This window comes from Paenibacillus jamilae, from assembly GCF_050482105.1.
In the GTDB taxonomy this organism is placed as follows: domain Bacteria; phylum Bacillota; class Bacilli; order Paenibacillales; family Paenibacillaceae; genus Paenibacillus; species Paenibacillus jamilae_B.
Window position 1 is genome coordinate 526,377 of sequence record NZ_JBCNHI010000020.1, and the last position, 21,790, is coordinate 548,166.

At 47.1% G+C, this 21,790-nt stretch carries 23 protein-coding genes; 22 read left to right on the forward strand and 1 reads right to left on the reverse strand.

Annotated elements, in window-relative coordinates; translation table 11 throughout:
- The first annotated feature begins 80 nt into the window (after positions 1-80).
- Positions 81-1,112 carry a SepM family pheromone-processing serine protease gene (locus tag ABEW32_RS21345; protein WP_430191554.1) on the forward strand — a complete coding sequence of 344 codons (1,032 nt, stop codon included), beginning with the start codon at positions 81-83 and terminating at the stop codon, positions 1,110-1,112.
- On the opposite strand, the gene ABEW32_RS21350 is transcribed toward ABEW32_RS21345, so the two are convergent.
- The gene (locus ABEW32_RS21350) at positions 1,102-2,337 is read right to left on the reverse strand and encodes a nucleotidyltransferase (RefSeq protein WP_430191556.1); all 1,236 of its coding nucleotides are present in this window, start codon (positions 2,335-2,337) and stop codon (positions 1,102-1,104) included. The two genes, ABEW32_RS21345 and ABEW32_RS21350, sit on opposite strands and share 11 nt — an antisense overlap.
- 359 nt (positions 2,338-2,696) lie before the next feature.
- On the opposite strand from ABEW32_RS21350, the gene ABEW32_RS21355 reads away from it, so the two are divergent.
- The 21 genes from ABEW32_RS21355 to lepB all read left to right on the forward strand — a co-directional run bounded on the left by ABEW32_RS21355 (position 2,697) and on the right by lepB (position 21,752).
- Entirely contained in the window at positions 2,697-3,218 is a 522-nt protein-coding gene (locus ABEW32_RS21355; protein WP_430191558.1) for a YceD family protein, read from the forward strand.
- A gap of 189 nt (positions 3,219-3,407) precedes the next feature.
- Positions 3,408-3,581 (forward strand): 50S ribosomal protein L32, encoded by a 174-nt coding sequence (rpmF, locus tag ABEW32_RS21360; protein WP_013370634.1) that lies wholly within the window; start codon positions 3,408-3,410, stop codon positions 3,579-3,581.
- Positions 3,582-3,858: 277 nt separating this feature from the next.
- A complete protein-coding gene (fapR, locus tag ABEW32_RS21365) occupies positions 3,859-4,455 on the forward strand; it encodes a transcription factor FapR (protein WP_014599659.1) in 597 nt (198 codons plus the stop codon).
- Positions 4,439-5,431, forward strand: coding sequence for a phosphate acyltransferase PlsX (gene plsX / locus ABEW32_RS21370; protein WP_430191561.1), 993 nt, complete (start codon positions 4,439-4,441; stop codon positions 5,429-5,431). The genes fapR and plsX overlap by 17 nt, the downstream gene beginning before the upstream one ends.
- A gap of 8 nt (positions 5,432-5,439) precedes the next feature.
- Positions 5,440-6,429 (forward strand): beta-ketoacyl-ACP synthase III, encoded by a 990-nt coding sequence (locus ABEW32_RS21375; protein WP_430191563.1) that lies wholly within the window; start codon positions 5,440-5,442, stop codon positions 6,427-6,429.
- An 81-nt stretch (positions 6,430-6,510) separates the two neighbouring features.
- Positions 6,511-7,452 carry an ACP S-malonyltransferase gene (fabD, locus tag ABEW32_RS21380; protein WP_430191565.1) on the forward strand — a complete coding sequence of 314 codons (942 nt, stop codon included), beginning with the start codon at positions 6,511-6,513 and terminating at the stop codon, positions 7,450-7,452.
- A 51-nt stretch (positions 7,453-7,503) separates the two neighbouring features.
- The gene (gene fabG, locus ABEW32_RS21385; RefSeq protein WP_430191567.1) at positions 7,504-8,253 is read left to right on the forward strand and encodes a 3-oxoacyl-[acyl-carrier-protein] reductase; all 750 of its coding nucleotides are present in this window, start codon (positions 7,504-7,506) and stop codon (positions 8,251-8,253) included.
- A 108-nt stretch (positions 8,254-8,361) separates the two neighbouring features.
- Positions 8,362-8,595, forward strand: coding sequence for an acyl carrier protein (locus ABEW32_RS21390; protein WP_007429985.1), 234 nt, complete (start codon positions 8,362-8,364; stop codon positions 8,593-8,595).
- Between the two features lie 236 nt (positions 8,596-8,831).
- Positions 8,832-10,070 (forward strand): beta-ketoacyl-ACP synthase II, encoded by a 1,239-nt coding sequence (fabF, locus tag ABEW32_RS21395; RefSeq protein ID WP_430191569.1) that lies wholly within the window; start codon positions 8,832-8,834, stop codon positions 10,068-10,070.
- 12 nt (positions 10,071-10,082) lie between these two features.
- Positions 10,083-10,781, forward strand: a complete 699-nt coding sequence (gene rnc / locus ABEW32_RS21400; protein ID WP_013309856.1) for a ribonuclease III — start codon at positions 10,083-10,085, stop codon at positions 10,779-10,781.
- 255 nt (positions 10,782-11,036) lie between these two features.
- The gene (gene smc, locus ABEW32_RS21405; protein ID WP_430191571.1) at positions 11,037-14,606 is read left to right on the forward strand and encodes a chromosome segregation protein SMC; all 3,570 of its coding nucleotides are present in this window, start codon (positions 11,037-11,039) and stop codon (positions 14,604-14,606) included.
- A gap of 38 nt (positions 14,607-14,644) precedes the next feature.
- A complete protein-coding gene (ftsY, locus tag ABEW32_RS21410; RefSeq protein WP_430191573.1) occupies positions 14,645-15,661 on the forward strand; it encodes a signal recognition particle-docking protein FtsY in 1,017 nt (338 codons plus the stop codon).
- Between the two features lie 156 nt (positions 15,662-15,817).
- Positions 15,818-16,468, forward strand: a complete 651-nt coding sequence (gene trhA / locus ABEW32_RS21415; RefSeq protein WP_430191575.1) for a PAQR family membrane homeostasis protein TrhA — start codon at positions 15,818-15,820, stop codon at positions 16,466-16,468.
- Positions 16,469-16,633: 165 nt separating this feature from the next.
- Positions 16,634-17,002 (forward strand): YlxM family DNA-binding protein, encoded by a 369-nt coding sequence (gene ylxM, locus ABEW32_RS21420; RefSeq protein ID WP_430191577.1) that lies wholly within the window; start codon positions 16,634-16,636, stop codon positions 17,000-17,002.
- 51 nt (positions 17,003-17,053) lie between these two features.
- The gene (gene ffh / locus ABEW32_RS21425; protein ID WP_430191579.1) at positions 17,054-18,430 is read left to right on the forward strand and encodes a signal recognition particle protein; all 1,377 of its coding nucleotides are present in this window, start codon (positions 17,054-17,056) and stop codon (positions 18,428-18,430) included.
- A gap of 67 nt (positions 18,431-18,497) precedes the next feature.
- Positions 18,498-18,770 (forward strand): 30S ribosomal protein S16, encoded by a 273-nt coding sequence (rpsP, locus tag ABEW32_RS21430; protein ID WP_007429994.1) that lies wholly within the window; start codon positions 18,498-18,500, stop codon positions 18,768-18,770.
- Between the two features lie 23 nt (positions 18,771-18,793).
- Positions 18,794-19,024: a KH domain-containing protein gene (locus tag ABEW32_RS21435; protein ID WP_013309863.1), complete on the forward strand. Its 231-nt coding sequence runs from the start codon at positions 18,794-18,796 to the stop codon at positions 19,022-19,024.
- Positions 19,025-19,121: 97 nt separating this feature from the next.
- Positions 19,122-19,637: a ribosome maturation factor RimM gene (gene rimM, locus ABEW32_RS21440; RefSeq protein WP_430191581.1), complete on the forward strand. Its 516-nt coding sequence runs from the start codon at positions 19,122-19,124 to the stop codon at positions 19,635-19,637.
- Positions 19,637-20,455 (forward strand): tRNA (guanosine(37)-N1)-methyltransferase TrmD, encoded by an 819-nt coding sequence (gene trmD / locus ABEW32_RS21445; protein WP_430191583.1) that lies wholly within the window; start codon positions 19,637-19,639, stop codon positions 20,453-20,455. Before rimM ends, trmD begins: the two co-directional genes overlap by 1 nt.
- A gap of 224 nt (positions 20,456-20,679) precedes the next feature.
- Entirely contained in the window at positions 20,680-21,024 is a 345-nt protein-coding gene (rplS, locus tag ABEW32_RS21450) for a 50S ribosomal protein L19 (protein ID WP_007429998.1), read from the forward strand.
- 101 nt (positions 21,025-21,125) lie between these two features.
- The gene (lepB, locus tag ABEW32_RS21455; protein ID WP_430191585.1) at positions 21,126-21,752 is read left to right on the forward strand and encodes a signal peptidase I; all 627 of its coding nucleotides are present in this window, start codon (positions 21,126-21,128) and stop codon (positions 21,750-21,752) included.
- Positions 21,753-21,790: the final 38 nt, after the last annotated feature.

Here is a 21,790-nt window from a genome sequence, read left to right on the forward strand (position 1 = left end):
TTTTTGGAAAGGCTTGAGAACAGATAGTGCAGAGGCACTTGGGTAAGATAGGAGAAGTTAGGCTGCAAGGGGGAGAAGCAATGATGCAAATTAACCGGAAAAGAGCTTTGTTTACAACCGGTTATGTCTTAATGCTGGTTGCAATGGTTTATGTGCTGGTCTATATGCCAACCCCTTATCTGATCTATGGACCAGGTGGGGCAAACGAGATCAAACCGATGGTTAAAGTACAGGAAGGGGATAGCAGCGAACGGGGGAGCTTTATGATGACGACAGTATCGGCGCGCTATGCCAATGTCATCATGTTAGCTATGTCCAAGCTGGACAGCAATTCGGAAATTCAGCGTAAAGAGGATCGTCTGCATGGCAGAAGTGAGGATGAATATGCAGCAGAGCAGGTATGGTATATGGGGGATTCCCAATCTTCAGCGATGGAAGCTGCCTACACTCGCGCTCATATCTCCTATCGGATTGTGCCGGATTATGTATATATATTTAAGGTTCCGGGATCGAACAGCGTGTTTAAGCCCGGAGATGAAATATTAGAGTTGAACGGTACGAGGGTAACTGATAACCGTTCCATTCGGAAGGCTTTGGAGAATGAAAAACCAGGAGCGATAGCTAAAGTGAAGCTAAAGCGGGATGGAAACTTTGTAGTTGTGAAAGCTCCATTAACGACCATCATGGACAGTGAGACGGGAAAACAACGCTCCGGGTTTGGTGTCAGTATTGCCACGGTACAGAAAGTGGAGCCGAAGGATGGAAGTAAAAAGATTCATTTTACATCCACGGATGTCGGAGGTCCTTCGGCAGGTTTAATGTTTACTATGGAAATCTATAACCAGCTGACACCAGGTGATTTAAGTAAGGGATATCGTGTAGCTGGTACGGGTACCATTGATAAGGACGGTCAGGTTGGAGCAATTGGTGGTGCCAAGTATAAAATCGTCGCTGCCGACCGTCAGGGCGCGGAATTGTTTTTCGTTCCGGCCGATAATTATAAAGAGGCCAAAGCCAAAGCAGAGCAAATCGGAACCCGGATGAAGCTTGTTCCGGTTCGCAAGCTTGGCGATGCGCTGAATTATATGGAAAAGCTGCCTACTAAACCATAAGGGGCGGTCGCAAGTAATCAGCATACATGTCACGGATGACAGGGCGCGGCATCCCGGCTGCATGTATGGCGGCGGCGGCAGTATCCCAGTCCAGATGGGAATGTGATCCGGCAGACGGCTTGACCCATACTGGCAGGGTGGCGGTGTCCTTCATTCGCGCCAGCAGCTCGCGTCCAGCTCTGTTAAAGCCAAGCACGCGAATATAGCCGGGGCCTTTCGCCAGCTCAGCGGGAGTCATATCTGCTTTGGCATGATTCAGCAAAATATGCGTACACATCCGCTGAAGCTTCGTACGAGTATAGCGTTTTGTCTTGACAGCGGCGAGCAGGGCCTCTACAGAGGGCCGGGGCAGCGTGTACAGCGATTGCTGCAGGCGATGCTCCAGCCCTTCGGTGACCTCGTGCAGCTCCGCCAGCTGCTGTGGGCTGCGCGTGATCAGAGCGTTCAGCAGCGGCTGACAGAACGCTTCCCAATGCAGCGGGGCACGTTCTTCTTGCCACTCGCGCTGCAAAATCACCAAGGTCGCTGCCGGTACGTACGGCGACGCGGCCTCCGGCCCGCCGTCCAGCAACAGACGGCGGATGGCGGTGGCGCTGGCGATATTTCCGTCCGCAGGCGTCCCCGCCTCATGGTAGCCCGATCCCGTGCGGGCTACCGTGAAGGGCTTGATTGTGCTGCCCAGCCGCTCCAGCGCAATCAAGTAATGCAGCCCAAGCGTATTGTTGGGCTGCTGCATGAGAGCGGCGAGCGCAGCGCCGTTCGCTCCTTCGGCCGCCAGCGCGGCTGCGGCTCCCGCATAGGCGGCGGGATAGCTTGCGCCCTTGCTCAGGCGCTGGGCGATGCCGGCCTTGAGTTCGGCCGGCTCTGTCGCCAGCACGCGGGCCAGCGTGTGCAGCGGGGCGATGTCTCCGCTCTCGCTGCCAAAGCAGAGCGCGTCGACGATGCCCGTCGCGCAGAGCAGGGTCACCGCGCCGCGGGCAAACCATTCTGCGGGCTGGACAGCATAGGCCACAGGTAGCTCAAGAACTAGGTCTACGCCCATGGCGAGTGCCATTTCGGTGCGCGACCATTTGTCTGTAATCGCGGGTTCGCCCCGTTGAAGGAAGGGACCACTCATCACAGCCACTGTGCGCTGTGCACCAGTGATACGAAGAGACTCCTTCCAGTGATGGACATGTCCGTTATGTAAGGGATTGTACTCAACAATTATACCGAGTGTTTTCAAGACTGTATGTCGGCTCCTTTCTTTTTAAGCAGCTTTTTTGATAACTATTGTGAAATTAGTGGTTCACGATCAGCGAATGAATGTTTTTTAGGGCAGCTATACTGATATTTCATCATGCACAAGAACGAGACCATTGAGACCTGGACCAAAAAGCTTTATACTCGCATTATTGTACACGAAGAGTAGCGGGGGTACGAATACTCAAAGGTACATGATAAACGCAACACATTTTTGCATCTGCATAGATCTTACTAAACCATTGGAAAACCGATGGATTTGTAAGTGGTGTAAAGTGAAAGGTGTTGACAAACGACTCAATCAGTCGGTATAATAATTTTTGTTTGTTTGGAGTGATAGTGATGCAACTATTTTTTCGCAAAGTAGCAACAAGTGACGGTCCATTTCCTATCCGTGAATCTCTTAATGTGAGCGAACTGGTGGATGATCGTGCTGATGTTACAGCCGTTTCCCCGCTGGAGACCGACTTGGTCGCCGTTAGTCTGGGTCAAGGTTCGATGAGCGTGGAAGGCACGTTGACCGCAGGTCTGGACATGCTTTGCTCACGCTGTTTGAGCCCGATGCACGAGGATTTGAAGATTGAATTCCGTGAACGGTTCAAGCAAACCTCGTCTTCAAGTATTGAGGAAGAGGATGAAGATGGCGATTTTATCGCAGTGGCGGAGGATTCCTTCGATACTGCACCGTATTGTGAAGAACTGTTTGTACTGCATGTGCCGTTTGCGCCTGTATGCAGTGAGGGTTGTCAGGGGATCGCACCAGCGGCCGGACAAAACTGGAGCATGGGCTCCGACGACAGTAACGATGGTGATACGGAAAAGATTGATCCGCGTCTGGCAGGGCTTAAGGATTTTTTTAAATGAGAATTGAGTTCAATTCTAAAAGAAATCATCATCCGCTTGTGCCGGGAAGTTCTTGAACCGATACGTGGATGTTGTAGACTTGATTCACCGGCTGTAAGATCATTGCCTTCTGGCATTTTCTTTCAGTCTTGAATGAGATAGAAGTCATACCCGTCATGCGGGGTTGATCTGTTTAAGGAGGTGGGAATAATGGCAGTACCTCAACGGAGAACATCCAAAACTCGTCGCGACAAACGTCGTACTCACTTTAAACTGGAAGTACCAGGTATGGTGAAATGCTCCGAATGCGGCGAATTGAAACTTGCTCACCATGTGTGCAAAGTTTGCGGAACGTACAAAGCTAGAGAGATCATCTCTCAATAATGTCCGATAAGCGGATTCTTTGGAATCTTCGCAGGAAAAGTAGCGCTTCACTTCAGTGAGGCGCTACTTTTTTTTGTCAGCATGCTTTCTTTTTGTGTCAGCATGCTATATACTGTTTTAGTACCAGGTTCTAAGAAAGAAGGGCCAAAGGGGTTCCTTTATACATACAAGAAGACAAACCGGCTTGAAGTTTAGCCGCTAGAACGTAGAGTAACCTGAACTGTCGGCTGAACGGCAGTTTACCGTAGGGAAAGGAGGCGTCACTGATATCGAACGTTTGCCGAAGAGACAGAGGCAGCAACGGCTGACTCAATTAATTGATGATAATCCGTTCGTGACGGATCAGGAACTGACTAGACAGTTGAAGGTAAGCATTCAGACCATTCGGCTGGATCGGATGGAATTAGGGATCCCTGAATTGCGGGAACGGCTAAAGCTGATGGCTGAGCGCTCCTACGATCAGGTTCGTTCCTTGCCTTTACATGAAGTGATAGGGGACATCGTTGATCTCCAGTTGGATCGAAGCGGTATTTCGATTTTTGAAATTAAAGAGGAACATACTTTTTCTCGTACAGGCATTGCGCGGGGACATTATGTGTTTGCACAAGCCAATTCATTGGCTGTTGCCGTAATTAATGATGAGATAGCATTGACCGCTTCAGCAGATATTCGCTTTGTTCGTCCGGTTCATTTGGGTGAAAAATGCATTGCCAAGGCGTATGTGCGCTCAAATCCGGAACAAAAAGGGAAGGCTAAAGTGGAAGTGTTTGCTTACGTAGGAGAAGAAATGGTATTCCAAGGCAACTTTGTCATTTATCGCTCCACGGAAGAAGAGTATAGCGAAGGAGGAAGTCAGCATGCGGATCGCCATTGATGCCATGGGGGGAGACAATGCTCCTGAGGCGACAGTAGAGGGCGCGCTATCTGCGGCGGCGGAATGGAAGGATACAGACATTACGCTGGTTGGTGACCGGGAACGGATTGAATCGGTTCTGAGCGGTAGGGCGCTGCCAACGAACCTCAACATTCGCCATGCGTCCGAAACGATAGATGCGCAGGACGAGCCTGTAAAGGCAGTGCGGCGTAAGAAGGATGCCTCCATGGTCGTAGCAGGCCGAATGGTTAGAGAAGGCGAAGCGGATGCCATGATATCGGCAGGTAATACAGGTGCTCTAATGACTACAGGATTGCTAGTGGTGGGAAGAATGGAGGGCATTGAGCGTCCGGCTCTCGCACCAATGATACCGACGATTGATGATCAAGGTATTCTGGCGCTGGATTTGGGAGCCAATATGGATGCCAAGCCTGAACATCTTGCCCAGTATGCACTGATGGGGAGCTTGTACCGTCAGAAAGTTCACGGTGTGGCTTCTCCAAGGGTGGGGCTGCTGAATGTCGGGACTGAGGCTGGAAAGGGCAATGAACTGACAAAGTTGGCATTTCCTCTTATTGAGCAGCTGCCTGTCAATTTTGTGGGAAATGTTGAATCCAGAGATGTGTTAACCGGAAATTGTGATGTACTGGTGTGTGACGGATTCGCCGGGAACATCATGCTAAAATCGCTGGAGGGAACAGCCGGAGCAATATTCTCTCTCCTAAAAGAGCAGTTCACCAAGTCCTTAAAGACCAAACTTGCGGCAGCCTTGATTATGCCTGAACTTCGGAGCCTGAAGGGTAAACTGGATTATAAAGAGCACGGCGGGGCTCCTTTGTTGGGGTTGAGCGGACTCGTCTTAAAAAGTCATGGTTCGTCTGATGGCATTGCCGTCAAAAATGCGGTTAGACAGGCTCGTACAGCCTTACAAAACCGGTTGGTGGAAAGTATATCCAAGGAAATCAGCAGGAAGTGAGTGACGATATGAATAAATTACGGCCGGTTGGTGTTATCGGAACAGGGAAATATGTACCTGAGAAAATTCTGACCAATAAAGACCTCGAAGAAATCGTTGAAACAAGTGATGAATGGATTGTCAGCCGCACAGGGATTCAGGAGCGCCATATTGCTGCTCCAGAGCAGGCTACATCCGATTTGGCTTATGAAGCAGCAGTCAAGGCATTGGAGTCCGCGGGTATGACGGCACAAGATCTGGACCTCATTATAGTAGCTACGGTTACACCGGATACGGCATTCCCGTCAACTGCCTGCATTCTTCAGGACAAGTTGGGAGCCAAAGGTGCAGCAGCGTTCGATTTGTCTGCTGCATGCTCGGGTTTTGTGTACGGGCTGGCTACGGCAACGAGCTTCATCAAGACAGGTATTTATAATAATGCGTTAATTATTGGTGCAGATTGTCTTTCCCGGATTACAGATTATACTGACCGCAATACCTGCGTTCTTTTTGGAGATGGAGCAGGAGCTGTAGTGATTGGTGAAGTACCAGAGGGCAGAGGGTTTCAATCCTTTGATCTGGGAGCTGAAGGCGCCGGAGGCAGTTTACTCAAGTTGGAAGCTGGGGGCTCGCGTTTGCCTGCGAGTGCGGACACACTGGAAAATAAACAGCACTATATTTATATGAATGGACGCGAAGTCTTCAAGTTTGCAGTACGTGTTATGGGAACAGCAACGGTCGATGTGTTGGAAAAAGCTGGTCTGTCCAAAGACGACATTGATTTGTTCGTTCCGCATCAAGCCAATATTCGGATCATCCAATCAGCAATGCAGCGTTTAGATCTGCCAGAGGAAAAGGTAGTTATTAATGTTGATAAATATGCAAACACATCCGCAGCATCAATTCCCCTCGCTCTTGTGGAAGCAGCTGAGGAAGGCCGCATGAAGGAAGGCGACCGTATACTAATGGTTGGCTTTGGTGGCGGTTTAACTTGGGGTGCGTCAGTTCTTATCTGGTAATTAAGTGGCAGTTTTGATATAATATTGAATTTGTCTGGTGTTTTACAGAAGAAGCATTGGATACAGAGAGGTGCATGCACGATGGGCAAAACGGCATTTATATTTCCCGGTCAGGGTTCACAAGCTGTAGGTATGGCTAAAGATGCTTATGAAGCAGTTCCGGCTGCAACAGAAGTATTCCGTAAAGCGGACGAACGTTTGGGTTTCGCGCTAAGCACACTGATATTTGAAGGGCCAGACACAGCCTTGAAGCAAACATCCAATACGCAGCCTGCATTGTTAACGGCAAGCATTGCGTTATATGAAGCATTCAAGGAAAAGGGCATTTGCCCTGATTATGTGGCTGGGCACAGTCTAGGAGAGTACAGTGCGCTAGTGGCTTCCGGTGTCCTCACATTTGAAGATGCGGTTGAGACTGTTCGTGCACGTGGTCAGTTTATGGAGCAGGCCATTCCTGATGGACAAGGCGGGATGGCTGCTGTGCTAGGAGCTGATCGTGAAGCATTGGCAACATTGTGCCGTGATATTACGGAATCTGGTCAACTGGTTGAACTGGCCAATATCAACTGTCCTGGACAGATTGTTGTATCCGGTACAAAGGCGGGCGTAGCTGCTGTCGCTGAACGTGTAAAGGAAGCAGGCGGCAAGCGTGCTATTACTTTGGAGGTCAGTGGTCCTTTTCACTCGTCATTGATGAAGGAAGCAGCGGACAAGCTCTCCACTAAATTGGAGACTGTGAAATTCGCCGAAGCTCAGATTCCAATTGTGACCAATGTAACAGCAAAACCAGTACGTGAGGGGAATGAAATTCGCCAACTACTGGTGGAGCAGGTCTATTCCCCGGTACTATGGGAAGACAGCGTAGCATGGTTGCTGGAACAAGGTGTGGACACCTTTGTTGAGTTTGGACCGGGAAGTGTTTTGACTGGGCTGGTTAAAAAGATTGACAAAACGGTTAAGCTGTATAGCATGAGTAGCCTGGAGTCGTTCGCTTCTATAACAGAAGCCCTCGAAGCCCGCTAAAAGTATTGATTATTGTCTTTACGGGTTAAATACTTGCAAGGGAGGACAATGATGTCTAAGCCATTAAGTGGAAAAACAGCGCTGGTTACGGGAGCGTCGCGCGGAATTGGCCGTAGTATCGCACTGGCGCTGGCTGAAGCAGGCGCTAATGTCGCAGTAAATTACGCTGGGAGTGAAGCGGCTGCGACTGAGGTAGCAGAGCTGATTCGTGCCAAAGGCGTGGAAGCTATTACAGTTCAGGCTAATGTGGGGCGTGCTGAAGAAGCTGATCAGTTGATCAAGGATGTGATTGGCGCTTGGGGCAAGATTGACATCCTGGTGAATAATGCTGGCATAACAAGAGATAATTTAATCATGCGTATGAAGGAAGAGGAATTCGATCAGGTGATCGAAACGAATCTCAAGGGTGTGTTTAATTGTCTTAAGGCGGCCACACGCCCCATGATGAAGCAGCGTGCCGGCCGAATCATCAATATCTCTTCCGTTGTAGGTGTACTTGGCAACGCAGGACAAGCCAACTATGTTGCTGCTAAAGCGGGAGTGATTGGTCTTACTAAATCCTCTGCTAGAGAGCTGGCCTCAAGAGGGATTACAGTGAACTGTGTGGCTCCTGGCTTCATTGATACTGAAATGACGCAGGTGCTGGCTGATGATGTGCGTGACAATATGCTTAGCGGTATTCCGCTGGCCCGTCTTGGACGGCCTGAGGAAATTGCTGATGTGGTGCTGTTCTTGGCCTCGGATGCTTCCTCATATATGACGGGCCAGACTTTGCATGTGGATGGCGGCATGTACATGTAATTCATGTTGCCAATCCGCATGCCCCGATGGAGAGAAGCTATGAAAACTCTCTTCTATGGCATTTTAATTGTAATTTTCGTATAATACCATAAGGAGGAGGTGAGCCGGATGTCCGATGTATTGGAGCGCGTAAAACGCATTGTCGTTGACCGTTTGGGAGCCGACGAAGCCGAAGTTACACTTGAAGCATCTTTTAAAGATGATTTAGGCGCTGATTCTCTCGATGTAGTTGAATTGGTTATGGAATTGGAAGATGAGTTTGATATGGAAATCTCTGATGAAGATGCAGAGAAAATTACAACTGTAGGTGAAGTTGTAAAGTACATACAATCTCATACCTAATTCATGTCATTGTCATCAAAAGTCCCGTTCTGTTACAGGCGGGACTTTCTCCTAATTATACAGATTGAACTAAAGACGGAATTGCCGCATGTTTTTGAGTTTGACTCAGCTTCATTTCGTCAAAGAATGAGCATAATGTGGCATTACTAACTTTAGTTGATTCTATATTATTTTCGTACACACAAGCGTGTGCGATCTAAAAATACAATTTGCAGTAGACATAGAGGTGATTATCTTTGAAACAACGTGTTGTCATAACAGGAATGGGTGTAATCACTTCGCTGGGACAGGATTTGAACACACTATGGGATAATCTGATGGCTGGAAAATCTGGTATCAGTAAAATCGAAGCTTTCGATACAAGTGATTACACTACGAAAATTGCGGCTTCCATTAAAGATTTTAATCCGGAGGATTACATCGATCGTAAGGATGCCCGCAAAATGGACCGCTTTGTGCAGTTTGCGGTTGCAGCTAGCAAATTGGCGCTTGAGGACAGCAAACTCGTAATTGGAGAAAATGTAGATGCCGAGCGTGTTGGTGTATCTGTCGGCTCTGGTATTGGCGGATTGGGTACTTGGGAAGATCAGCATAATGCATTGATCGAGAAGGGACCTAAACGCGTAAGCCCTTTCTTCATCCCGATGATGATTGCTAATATGGGTTCTGGTCAAGTTTCGATTTCACTCGGTGCTAAGGGTCCCAATACATCGCCAGTTACGGCTTGTGCCACAGGCAGTCATGCCATTGGCGATTCCTTCCGCATGATTCAGCGCGGTGACGCTGACGCTATGATTTGCGGTGGTGCTGAAGCAACGATTCGCCCGATTGGTATTGCTGGATTTTGCTCCATGCGAGCGATGTCCACACGTAACGATGAGCCGGAAAAGGCAAGTCGTCCATTTGATACCGAACGAGACGGATTTGTTATGGGCGAAGGCTCTGGTGTTCTGATTCTGGAATCGTTGGAACATGCTTTGAAGCGTGGTGCACATATTTACGGCGAAGTGATTGGCTATGGTCTTTCTGGCGATGCCCATCATATGACAGAGCCTGATCCAGAAGGAGCGGCACGCTGTATTAGAATGGCGATCCGTGATGCTGGATTGAATCCTGAAGATATCGATTATATTAATGCACACGGTACATCTACACCGGTTGGTGACAAATCGGAGACGGAAGCAGTCAAGAAAACGCTTGGAGAGCATGCCTATAAGGTGGCGATCAGCTCAACCAAGTCGATGACAGGGCATTTACTGGGTGCAGCGGGTGGCGTTGAAGCCGTAATCTGTGGTCTTGCGCTTCAACATCAGACCATTCCGCCAACAATTAATTTGGATAATCAAGACCCGGCTTGTGATCTTGATTATGTACCTAATAAGCCGAGAAAAGCGGAACTGAATGTGGTAATGTCCAATTCCTTTGGTTTTGGCGGCCACAATGCTACGGTTATTCTAAAAAAATATGAAGCGTAAGGGGTCAGTTCGTTGAGTGGAGACTTGAAGCAATTACAGCAGAAACTTCATATTCAATTCAACAATCGGCAGCTTCTGAAGCAGGCCTTTACGCACGCTTCCTACGTAAACGAACATCGGTTCAGTCAGCATGCAGATAATGAGCGTCTGGAATTTCTGGGTGACGCTGTTCTGGAACTGACAGTGTCCGAGCAATTGTACAATCAATACCCTAACCGGCCCGAAGGCGAACTAACTAAGTTGCGTGCAGCTATTGTCTGTGAGCCTTCTCTGGTGAAGTTTGCTGTCGGGCTTGAGTTCGGGCAGTATGTACTGCTTGGAAAAGGTGAAGAGCTGACAGGTGGACGTACTCGTCCAGCTCTGTTGGCTGATGTGTTCGAGGCGTTCGTAGGCGCGCTTTATTTGGATCAGGGTCTGGAAGCCGTCCGGTCGTTTCTAGAACGTTATATTTTTCCTCAGATTGTATTAAACGGTAAGCTTCAGATGAGTGATTTCAAAACAGAGCTTCAGGAACTGACGCAGCATCATAACATGGGGATGCTTGAATACAAAATTGTCGAGGAACGCGGACCTGCCCATGAGCGCGAGTTTGTAGCCGAGGTATATATGGACAGTGAACGGTTGGGAGCAGGTACAGGACGCTCTAAAAAAGAAGCTGAGCAGCAAGCGGCGGCAGTTGCTTTAAACCGTTTGAAGCTGGCGGAATCGTAATCGGTACCTGAGCGGCCCGAACGGGGGACGCAAGCAGAGGACACAAAGTAAGAGCAAAGGGCAGTCCGCGGGGAGTCCCGGCCCATAATGGCGAATGGACTGCGTTTTGCTCTTTTTTCGTGGCTTTACTGCTATAACGTGAGCATCGATACTGAGCTTTTTTCAAATTAGTCTTATGCTACAATAGGGATAATTCAATCAATCAGGTCAATGGAGTTGTACAAGCATATTTGAATGTTAGAGGTGAGATTGAGCATGTTTTTAAAGCGCATTGAGCTGGCGGGCTTCAAATCGTTTGCAGATAAAACGGAAATGGAATTTGTCCGTGGCATTACAGCAGTCGTCGGACCCAATGGAAGTGGGAAAAGTAATATTTCCGACGGAATTCGTTGGGTGCTGGGCGAACAGAGTGCCAAATCACTGCGTGGCGGCAAAATGGAGGACATTATTTTTGCAGGTAGTGATGCTCGTAAGGCTGTTAATTACGGTGAAGTATCGCTTACGCTGGATAATGAAGATCAGGCGTTGCCTCTAGATTTTGGTGAAGTGACGGTAACGCGACGTGTGCATCGGAGTGGGGATAGTGAATATTTCATTAATCGTCAATCATGCAGACTTCGAGATATTACAGAGCTGTTTATGGATACAGGGATTGGTAAAGAAGCTTATTCGATAATTGGGCAAGGACGTATTGAAGAAATTCTGAGTACCCGATCTGAGGATCGACGGGGTATTTTTGAGGAAGCCTCGGGTATCGTAAAATATAAATCACGTAAAAAAGACGCGGTTCGCAAGCTGGATGAAACAGAGCAGAATTTACTGCGTATTCACGATTTGGTTAGTGAACTGGAGGATCAGATTGGACCTCTTAAGGAGCAGTCTGAAAAGGCGATTCATTTTAAAGAGCTGCGCAGCGAATTAAAATCTAAAGAAATTTCCATGTACGTCCACCAAATAGAACAAATTCATACTTCGTGGAGCGACGCGACTTCCAAACTAGCTTTGTTGCAGCAGGAGCAGCTTCAATTGTCTACAGTGGTATCACGCCATGATGCAATGCTGGAAAACGACCGCAATGAATTACGGCAGCTGGAAGAGCAAGTAGAGCGTCTGCAAAGAGATCTGCTGCAATACAGTGAAGCTACGGAAAAAAGTGAAGGCTACGGTGAATTGCTCAAGGAGCGCACACGCAATTTGGAGGCTAATCGGGAACAATTGATCTTATCCCTCAGCACAAGCGAATCACGGCATTCCGAGCGCAAAAATGAACTGGATCAGTTGAATGAAAAGCTGTCAGCGTTGAATGTAGAGCTGGACGAGCTGCGTGCACGATTGTCTGACGAAGAGGCCAAACTGATTGGCGTCACAGGTGGAATCAGCCAGGAGCAGGAAGAAAGCCTGAAGGGCGGCCTGCTGGAGCTGATGAATCAGATGGCGCAAGCGCGTAACGAAATTCGTTATACCGACCAACAGAAGGAAGCGCTAGAACGGCGAGTAACTCGTGTGAGTGATGAATCTGGCAAATGGGAAGCACAGAAAGCAGAACTTGAACAGCGCAAAAAAGGATTGGAAGCAACGATTCAAAAGCTGGGACAGGAAATTAGCAGTTTGCGTAGCGGCTATATTCAGGGAAGTGAACAGTACCAGGCTCTGCAAAAACTACTGGAGGAAAATCAAGGCACGGTTCGTAAATGGGAACAAAAACGTGAGGCTCAAATTTCACGGCGAGATACGATGAAAGAAATGCAGGATGACTTTGATGGCTTTATGCTTGGAGTTAAAGAGGTGCTAAAGGCTGCACGCAAAGGAACCTTGCAGGGGGTGCATGGGGCAGTAGCAGAGCTGATTCGGGTACCTGAACATTTAGAGCAGGCGATGGAAACCGCTTTGGGTGCTTCAGTTCAGCATATTGTGATGGAAAATGAATCAGTATCCAGACAAGCGATCAGTTTTCTAAAGCAACGTCAACTGGGCAGAGCGACATTTTTGCCTATGGACGTTATCCGTCCGCGTCAGATCGGTGCCGGGGAACGCCAAATTGTGGAGAGCGCTGATGGCTTTGTCGGGATCGGTGCAGATCTTATTCAGTATGATGATCGGTATGCCGGAATTGTAGGCAGTCTCTTGGGAAATGTGGTCATTGCTCGTACGTTGGAGGATGCCAATCGTATTGCGGCCCGTTGCCAATACAGATATCGTGTTGTCACGCTGGAAGGCGATGTTGTCAATGCAGGCGGTTCTATGACTGGGGGGAGCCAGTTTAAGAAAAATGCAAATCTGCTAGGTCGCAAACGTCAGCTGGATCAGTTGGATCAAGACATTCTGGATACGGAACAGCAAATTGCAAGACTGCGTCAGAGTGCAATAGATACCAAACGACAGCTGGAGGAGACACAGACCCGTCTGGACGAACTGCGCCAGGGCGGCGATGTGAAGCGAACCGAAGAGCAGCAGATGGCAATGGAACTCAAACAACTTGAGCATGAACTTCGTCATGTGCTAGAGCAGGTAGCTACGTCTGGTCAGGAGAAAAAGGGCTTTGATCAGGAAATCAAGGAGCTGGAGGCTTCCCGTGCAGAAGCGCTGGTAAAGTTGGCTGCGCTGGAGGAAGAAGAGAAGAAAACGCATCAGGCCATTCACGCTGCCGAATTTGCACGTAAAGCAAATGAATCAGCCAAGGAGCAGCTGCAGGGAGAACTCACGAATCTCAAGGTCAGAGAAGGCAAGCTGGACCAAGAGCGCTTTTCACTGGAAGAGCAGCTTCGCAGATTGCGTGGGGATTATGATACGCTTGGGAAGGATTCAAGACAAAACAAGACCTTACTGGCTTCCATCGAAGCGGATTTACTCACCAATGAGCAGGAGACTGTGAAGCAGATTGAGAATCTCAATCAATACCGTTTGAAAAAGGAAGAAGCTGCACAGCAATTGGAATTCAAACGGGCTGCACGCAGCAGCTTGTCCAAAAAGCTGGAAATGGCTGAGAATGATACGAAAGAACAGCGAATTCAGCTTAAGTCGGTGGAGGAATTACTTCGTCAAACAGAAATTGGAGTAAATCGACTTGATGTAGAACTGGAAAATGTTTTGAAAAAGTTAAGTGATGATTATGAACTTAGTTATGAGCTGGCCAAACAGCGCTACCCTATACCGGAAGATATTGAAGGTACACAGAGTGAGGTGGAAAGGCTCAAACGTGGGATCTCTGCGCTCGGTGAAGTGAATCTGGGTGCCATTGAGGAGTACCAGCGTGTACATGAGCGTTATACGTTTCTTGATGAGCAAAAGTCTGATTTGATAGAGGCCAAGACTACGCTCTATCAGGTTATTCGTGAGATGGATGATGAAATGTCCAAGCGCTTCAAGACCACGTTCGATGCGATTCGTCGCGAATTTGGGACGGTTTTCTCTAAACTGTTTGGAGGTGGACGTGCGGACCTTGTATTGCTTGACCCGGAACGCTTGCTGGAGACTGGAATTGACATTGTAGCTCAGCCTCCAGGTAAAAAACTTCAAAACTTGCAGTTGTTGTCTGGTGGTGAACGGGCTTTAACAGCAATGGCTTTATTGTTTGCCATTTTACATGTTAAACCTGTTCCATTCTGTGTGCTCGATGAAGTAGAAGCAGCACTAGACGAAGCAAATGTGGTGCGTTTTGCTCAGTATTTACGGGAATTCTCAGAGCAGACACAGTTTATCGTAGTTACACACCGTAAAGGCACCATGGAAGAATCCGATGTGCTGTACGGGGTTACGATGGAAGAGGGCGGGGTTTCTAAACTCGTATCTGTCAAGCTGGACAACGATGAAGCTGAGATTGCCTGACATCAAATAACATACTTTCAGATCAACGGAGGGAATCCATGAGTTTCTTTAGAAAATTGAAGGAAAGCATCGCAAGCAAAACGGAATCGGTCACAAAGCAGTTCAAAGACGGATTGGAAAAAACACGTAAAGGTTTTGTGGAAAAAGTAACGGATCTGATGATTCGCCGTAAAAAAATTGATGAGGAATTTTATGAGGAACTGGAAGAAATTCTGATCGGAGCGGACGTAGGCGTCAATACGGTTATGAACCTTATTGAAGACTTGCGGGTAGAAGTGAAAAAACGCAAAATCGAGGATGCAGCCGAGCTACAGCCTGTACTGTCGGAAAAGCTATCCGAACTGCTGCGAGGCAATGACAATAGTCAGCTCAAAATGAACCCTGACGGGATTACGGTTATTCTATTCGTAGGCGTCAATGGAGTCGGCAAAACAACGACCATTGGCAAGTTGGCTCACCGTTTTAAACAAGAGGGCAAAAAAGTATTGTTGGCTGCTGGAGATACGTTCCGGGCGGGCGCGATTGAACAGTTGGAGGTTTGGGGCCAGCGGGCAGGTGTAGAGGTTATCAAACAACAATCTGGTTCTGATCCGGCTGCGGTTATGTTTGATGCCGTACAGGCTGCTAAGCAGCGTCAAGTAGATGTTTTGTTATGTGATACAGCAGGACGTCTTCAGAATAAAAGCAATCTGATGGAGGAATTGAACAAAATATTCCGCGTTATCCAACGTGAAATTCCAGACGCTCCTCATGAAGTGTTGTTGGTACTTGATGCAACGACTGGACAAAATGCACTTAACCAAGCCAAGCTGTTTGGGGAGAAGAGCGGCGTAACCGGTCTGGTATTGACAAAATTGGATGGTACAGCAAAGGGTGGGATTGTTGTTGCTATCCGTCAGGAATTGAATTTGCCTGTTAAGCTGGTAGGCTTAGGTGAAAAGGTGGATGATCTTCAACCGTTTGATTCAGAGCAATTTGTTCATGCATTGTTCGCTGGTTTGATCCAAGAAGAGGTTGTCGAAGCAACTACTGCTGACGAGGACGAGCAGAACTAATCCGGCTTGATTAGGCTTGCTTATAAGTCTGGGACTAAGCAGTGTTCTTGTTGCTGTTTAAGTCCGCCCAACTGTATAATAAAAGCAAAAGGTTTGACGATGCCGGATAAATTTCTTGTATAAAAAATATTACTCAGGAAGCCGGGTGAAAAAACGATGGCAAACACCTATACTTATTCCCGACGGGAAGAAGTAGCTAACGCGATTACACATGGTATTGGGGCTGTTTTAAGTGTGGCGGCGCTTGTGCTACTCATTGTTTTTGCTAGCATGAAAGGAACGGCTTGGCATGTCGTAAGCTTTACAATTTACGGGATTACGATGTTGCTGCTGTATACCAATTCCACGTTGCTTCATAGCCTGCGTGAAGGGAAATTGAAGGATTTGTTCGAAATATTCGATCATTCTTGTATTTACCTGTTCATTGCGGGGAGCTATACCCCTTTTATGCTCGTTGCATTGCGAGGTACGCTGGGATGGACGCTATTTGGAGTGATTTGGGGGATCGCTTTGTTTGGTGTATTGTTCAAGGCGTTCTTCACCAAACGCTTCCTGTTTATGTCTACAGTGTTCTACATTATAATGGGCTGGCTCATTACCATTGCCTGGAATCCCTTGACGACCATTGTTCCTGCTGGGGGAATGACACTATTGTTCGTAGGGGGGATTATGTATACATTGGGCACGATTTTTTATGTATGGCGAGCATTTCCATATCACCATGCGATCTGGCATCTGTTTGTTTTAGCAGGCAGCATACTTCATTTTCTGGCTATTCTGCTGTATCTTACTCCAGTGAGGATTTAAGTGACAGGAGGAAAAAGCTGATCCATACACCCATTTAAGGGTAGTAGATCAGCTTTTTTTTGTATGACAAGGGATAACGCTTGACATCTTCTTTTCTTTTATGTATGATAAGGAACGTTGAAAAGAACTGTAAAGTGTTTTTCCTTGACGATGGAGGTATACACGATGAGTCAGGAGAATCGGCTGGAAAAGACAAACCGGATAAACCGACTGTTTGACTTCTATGAACCTCTACTTACAGAGAAGCAACAGATGTTTCTAAAATATTACTTCCATGATGATTTTTCTTTAGGGGAAATTGCATCGGAATTCCAAATCAGCCGTCAGGCAGTCTACGAACATATTAAACGTGCTGAACAGGTTTTGGAAATGTATGAGGAAAAGTTAGGATTGTTAAGTAAGCATGAACGTAGAATCCAAGATCTGGACGAACTAAATGCGACATTATATGATGCATTCGGTAAAGTTGGCAAGCCCGATGAGGGCACTCTGCAACATGTCCAACAAATTGTAAATCGCCTGCAGGAATTGTAGGTTATATAAATGAAGAACTAACAACCCTGGTTGACAAGGAGGTGCGAAATTATGGCATTTGAAGGATTATCGACTCGCTTGCAAAATGTATTCAGTAAACTGCGCGGCAAAGGAAAAGTGTCTGAGGATGATGTGGCTCAGGCGATGCGTGAAGTGCGGTTGGCTTTGCTTGAAGCGGACGTTAACTTCAAGGTTGTAAAGGACTTTATTGCCAAGGTAAAGGAAAAATCCGTTGGTAAGGAAGTAATGGACAGCTTTACGCCAGGTATGGTCATCATCGACATCGTGAATAAGGAATTAACCGAGTTGATGGGTGGCAGTCAGGCCAAGCTTGCAAAAGCAAACAAACCGCCTACAGTCATTATGATGGTGGGTCTCCAGGGTGCAGGTAAGACGACGACTTCGGGTAAACTAGCGAAGTTGCTGCAAAAGCAAAACCATCGTCCATTGCTTGTAGCTGGTGATATTTACAGACCTGCTGCGATCAAGCAGCTTCAGATTCTTGGCGAGCAGATTAATGCACCTGTATTTACAATGGGAGATCAGACAAGCCCGGTGGAAATCGCAAAACAGGGCTTGCAGCATGCTAAGGATAACGGTAATGACTACGTTATTATAGATACTGCCGGTCGTCTCCATGTTGATGAAGAACTCATGGAAGAGTTGCGCCAGATTCATACTAACGTCAACCCTGATGAAGTTCTGCTGGTTGTAGACAGCATGACTGGACAGGATGCAGTTAACGTTGCAGAGCACTTTAACAATAGCCTTGAGTTAACAGGGGTTGTATTGACAAAGCTGGACGGCGACACCCGTGGGGGCGCGGCCTTGTCGGTTAAAGCTGTGACGGGATGCCCGATCAAGTTTGCTACATTAGGTGAAAAGCTTGATGCAATGGAGCCTTTTCACCCCGAACGGATGGCTTCACGGATCTTAGGTATGGGTGATATGTTGTCTCTGATTGAAAAAGCGCAATCCAATATCGACGCCGATAAGGCGAAGGAAATGGAACGGAAAATGCGCAATGCCGAGTTTACGTTCGAAGATTTTCTGGAGCAAATGGATCAGGTTAAGAAGCTTGGCCCAATTGACCAGATTCTCGACATGATTCCCGGTATGGGCAACATGAAGCAAATGAAAGACATCAAAGTGGATGACAAGCAGATGGGCCGGATTGAGGCTATCGTTCATTCGATGACTACACAGGAAAAACAAAACCCGGACATGATTAATCATAGTCGCCGCAAACGGATTGCTGTAGGCAGTGGAACATCGCTGGCTGAAGTAAATCGTCTCATTAAGCAGTTTGACGAGATGCGCCGTATGATGAAGCAGTTCTCAGATATGATGGGACCTAAGGGCGGCAAGAACAAGGCTCTGAAGCAACTGAAGAGCATGGGCAAAGGCATGAAGTTTCCTTTCCGTTAAAAGGTCAGTAGGCCTTTAGAGTTGGGATAGCAATATACAGTCTACTTTTTGAAGGAGGTGAATTTTCGTGGCAGTTCGTATTCGTCTGAAACGTATGGGTGCACATAAAGCTCCTTTCTATCGCGTCGTGGTATCTGATTCCCGTTCCCCGCGTGACGGTCGTTTTATCGAAGAAATCGGTTACTACAACCCTATTACAGTACCAGCGGTTGTAAAAATTGATGAAGATAAAGCGCTGAAATGGTTGCAAGATGGTGCACAAGCATCCGACACTGTTCGCAACTTGCTTAGCAAAGCGGGCGTGATGAAAAAGTTTCATGAGCTTAAAACACAGAAATAAGGTGCTGATACGGAGGGTCAACCATGGAAGAATTAGTAATAATCATTGCTAAGGCTTTAGTCGATCATCCGGAAGATGTGACCGTGAAGACCTTGGAGAAGGATCGGCTTGTAGTATATGAGCTTAGTGTACATCCTGAGGATGTAGGCAAAATCATTGGCAAGCAGGGTCGTATCGCCAAGGCGCTTCGCACTGTGGTTGCATCAGCAGCCGTTAAGATGGATAAACGGGTTACCGTAGACATCATATCTTAAAGATATACGAAAGTGGGTTAGGATGTATGTCCTAACCCTTTTTCGTACATGATGAAGATGATATGGAGCGGAACCGATTACGTGCAGGAGGAACACGATGCAGCAAATGTTTAATGTCGGAAAAATTGTGAATACACATGGAATTCGCGGCGAGCTAAAAATACTAACGACAAGTGATTTTCTTGAGGATCGTTTTGCCAAGGGCAGCGAGCTATTGATTGTTCCTGCTGATGGTAAAGCACCGGTTCCTGTAACTGTCGAAACAGCGCGTTTTCAAAAAAATATGGTTGTTGTAAAATTTGAAGAATATAACAATATCAATGATGTTGAGAAATATAAAGGTACTTTGTTGAAGGTCTCTGCTGAACGGCTAGGCGAATTGGAGGAAAACGAATTCTACTTTCATGAAGTAATCGGTATGGAAGTAGTAACGGAAGACGGAACTGAGCTCGGCACGGTAAAAGAAATTTTGACACCAGGAGCCAATGATGTATGGGTCGTCCAAATGCCTAAAGGCAAGGAACTACTATTGCCGTATATTGAAGATGTTATTTTGGATGTAAACGTGCGCGAAAAACGGGTTACAGTGCGGCTAATGGAAGGTTTGCTATAATGCGAGTGGATGTACTAACCTTGTTTCCAGAGATGTTTGATGGAGTTTTTAATGCAAGCATTCTAGGAAAAGCAAGGGATAAGGGGATTGTATCACTGCAAGCGGTTAATTTTCGCCAGTATGCTGGCAACAAGCATGGGCAAGTGGATGATACGCCCTATGGCGGTGGGGGCGGCATGGTGTTGAAGCCTGACCCTATTTTTGCTGCAGTGGAAGCGTTGTTGAATAAATCAGAACGACCAACATTTGAAACTGCTGATGAAACTATCCAACATGCAGATGTTAAACCTAACGCAGACATAAAAACACCGCGTATCATTTTGATGTGTCCACAAGGCGAGACTTTTACGCAAAAGAAGGCGGAAGAGCTGGCCAAAGAGGACCATCTTATTTTTATATGTGGACATTATGAGGGGTATGATGAGCGTATTCGGGAACATCTGGTGACAGATGAGCTTTCAATCGGCGATTATGTTTTAACTGGTGGCGAGCTGCCAGCTATGGTCGTCATCGATAGTGTGACACGCTTGTTACCAGGGGTGTTGGGGAATGAAACGAGTGCGGTAACAGATTCGTTTAGTACAGGGCTGCTGGAATACCCCCATTATACCCGGCCTGCTGAGTTTCGAGGCTGGAAAGTGCCTGATGTACTTCTGTCAGGGCATCATGTCAATATAGACTCTTGGAGACGACAAGAGGCGTTACGTCGCACAATGGAACGTCGGCCGGATCTGCTGGAGCAGGCTGAGCTGACAGGCAAGGAGCGCGCATGGATTGAGGAGCAGCGTCAATCGGGCTGTTCGGGAGACAAGCGATAAAGAGCAATACACATGAGTGGATTTGAAAGCAGGCGGCAACCTGTTTTATAATAAAGTCAATTAAATAATGTTTGGTCAAATCCCTTTTTGTTGTTGCAATGCGGTAACCTCCATGATACAATACATCTGTTGTGTGTAATACGGTGGTCCTCTGTGGATGATGAAGGAAGCAAATGTGTTTCCAGAAGAAACATGAACACCTGTACGGAAGGAGGGAGTCATAGATGAATATCGTCCAAGCGATTACTGAAGAACAACTGCGTAAGGATCTGCCTAACTTTCGTCCTGGTGACACTTTGAAAGTGCACGTGAAAGTTATCGAGGGAACTCGTGAGCGTATCCAGTTGTTTGAAGGTGTAGTAATTAAACGCCGTGGTGGTGGAATCAGTGAGACTTTTACAGTTCGTAAAATTTCTTACGGTGTAGGTGTGGAAAGAACTTTCCCACTTCATTCCCCAAAAATCGATAAAATCGAAGTGGCTCGCCGTGGTAAAGTGCGTCGTGCGAAGCTTTATTATCTTCGTGAACTGCGCGGTAAAGCAGCGAGAATTAAAGAAATTCGTCGTTAATACAACGAATAACGAAAGGGGCTTGGTTACAAGCTCCTTTCGTTTTTTCTACGTACATAGGGAACTGTGGATAATTGACCGTAAAGAGAGGACAGTGAGCTATGGAGCAAGAAGTAGGACAAGGAGCTGTACAGCAGCCAACTGATCAGGATGGTACGCCCAAGCGTAAACCAAAAAATGAGATTTTTGAGTGGCTCAAGGCCATCATTATTGCGTTAGTGCTTGTCTTTTTAATCCGCTGGCTTCTCTTTAAGCCTTTTATTGTGGATGGCCCGTCGATGCAGCCTAACTTTCATACCGGAGAACGCGTCATTGTAAATGAGATTTTGTATGATTTTCGTGCTCCTAAACCGGGTGAAGTGATTGTGTTCCATGTCCCGGAAGAAAAGAGAGACTTCATCAAGCGCGTCATTGCCGTTGCGGGTGATACGGTCAAGGTAGAAGGTGACACGATTACAGTAAATGGTAAGCCGATTCAAGAACCTTATCTGAAGGCTCCTTTGGAAGAAGCACATCAAAATGGCGAGCTTTACAATAAGTTTACCAATTTTCCAAATGAGAAATTTAAGGATGGAAAAGTTCCAGAAGGGCATATTTTTGTTATGGGCGATAACCGTTCCAATAGTACAGATAGCCGGATGATTGGATATGTTGATTTGAAGGAAGTCGTGGGCCGGGCTGATGTCATTTTCTGGCCAGTGAAGGATATGCAGTGGATTAACCACTAGAAATAACTAATAAGCAGCATAGCTGCCGTAATTCTAAC

Coding starts and splice junctions, on each gene's coding strand:
- ftsY (WP_430191573.1), top strand. CDS start 14,645: ATGAGTTTCTTTAGAAAATTGAAGGAAAGCATCGCAAGCAAAACGGAA.
- ABEW32_RS21375 (WP_430191563.1), top strand. CDS start 5,440: ATGAATAAATTACGGCCGGTTGGTGTTATCGGAACAGGGAAATATGTA.
- ABEW32_RS21355 (WP_430191558.1), top strand. CDS start 2,697: ATGCAACTATTTTTTCGCAAAGTAGCAACAAGTGACGGTCCATTTCCT.
- lepB (WP_430191585.1), top strand. CDS start 21,126: ATGGAGCAAGAAGTAGGACAAGGAGCTGTACAGCAGCCAACTGATCAG.
- rplS (WP_007429998.1), top strand. CDS start 20,680: ATGAATATCGTCCAAGCGATTACTGAAGAACAACTGCGTAAGGATCTG.
- trhA (WP_430191575.1), top strand. CDS start 15,818: ATGGCAAACACCTATACTTATTCCCGACGGGAAGAAGTAGCTAACGCG.
- ABEW32_RS21390 (WP_007429985.1), top strand. CDS start 8,362: ATGTCCGATGTATTGGAGCGCGTAAAACGCATTGTCGTTGACCGTTTG.
- ABEW32_RS21345 (WP_430191554.1), top strand. CDS start 81: ATGATGCAAATTAACCGGAAAAGAGCTTTGTTTACAACCGGTTATGTC.
- plsX (WP_430191561.1), top strand. CDS start 4,439: ATGCGGATCGCCATTGATGCCATGGGGGGAGACAATGCTCCTGAGGCG.
- trmD (WP_430191583.1), top strand. CDS start 19,637: ATGCGAGTGGATGTACTAACCTTGTTTCCAGAGATGTTTGATGGAGTT.
- ylxM (WP_430191577.1), top strand. CDS start 16,634: ATGAGTCAGGAGAATCGGCTGGAAAAGACAAACCGGATAAACCGACTG.
- fabD (WP_430191565.1), top strand. CDS start 6,511: ATGGGCAAAACGGCATTTATATTTCCCGGTCAGGGTTCACAAGCTGTA.
- ffh (WP_430191579.1), top strand. CDS start 17,054: ATGGCATTTGAAGGATTATCGACTCGCTTGCAAAATGTATTCAGTAAA.
- rimM (WP_430191581.1), top strand. CDS start 19,122: ATGCAGCAAATGTTTAATGTCGGAAAAATTGTGAATACACATGGAATT.
- rpmF (WP_013370634.1), top strand. CDS start 3,408: ATGGCAGTACCTCAACGGAGAACATCCAAAACTCGTCGCGACAAACGT.
- smc (WP_430191571.1), top strand. CDS start 11,037: ATGTTTTTAAAGCGCATTGAGCTGGCGGGCTTCAAATCGTTTGCAGAT.
- fabG (WP_430191567.1), top strand. CDS start 7,504: ATGTCTAAGCCATTAAGTGGAAAAACAGCGCTGGTTACGGGAGCGTCG.
- ABEW32_RS21435 (WP_013309863.1), top strand. CDS start 18,794: ATGGAAGAATTAGTAATAATCATTGCTAAGGCTTTAGTCGATCATCCG.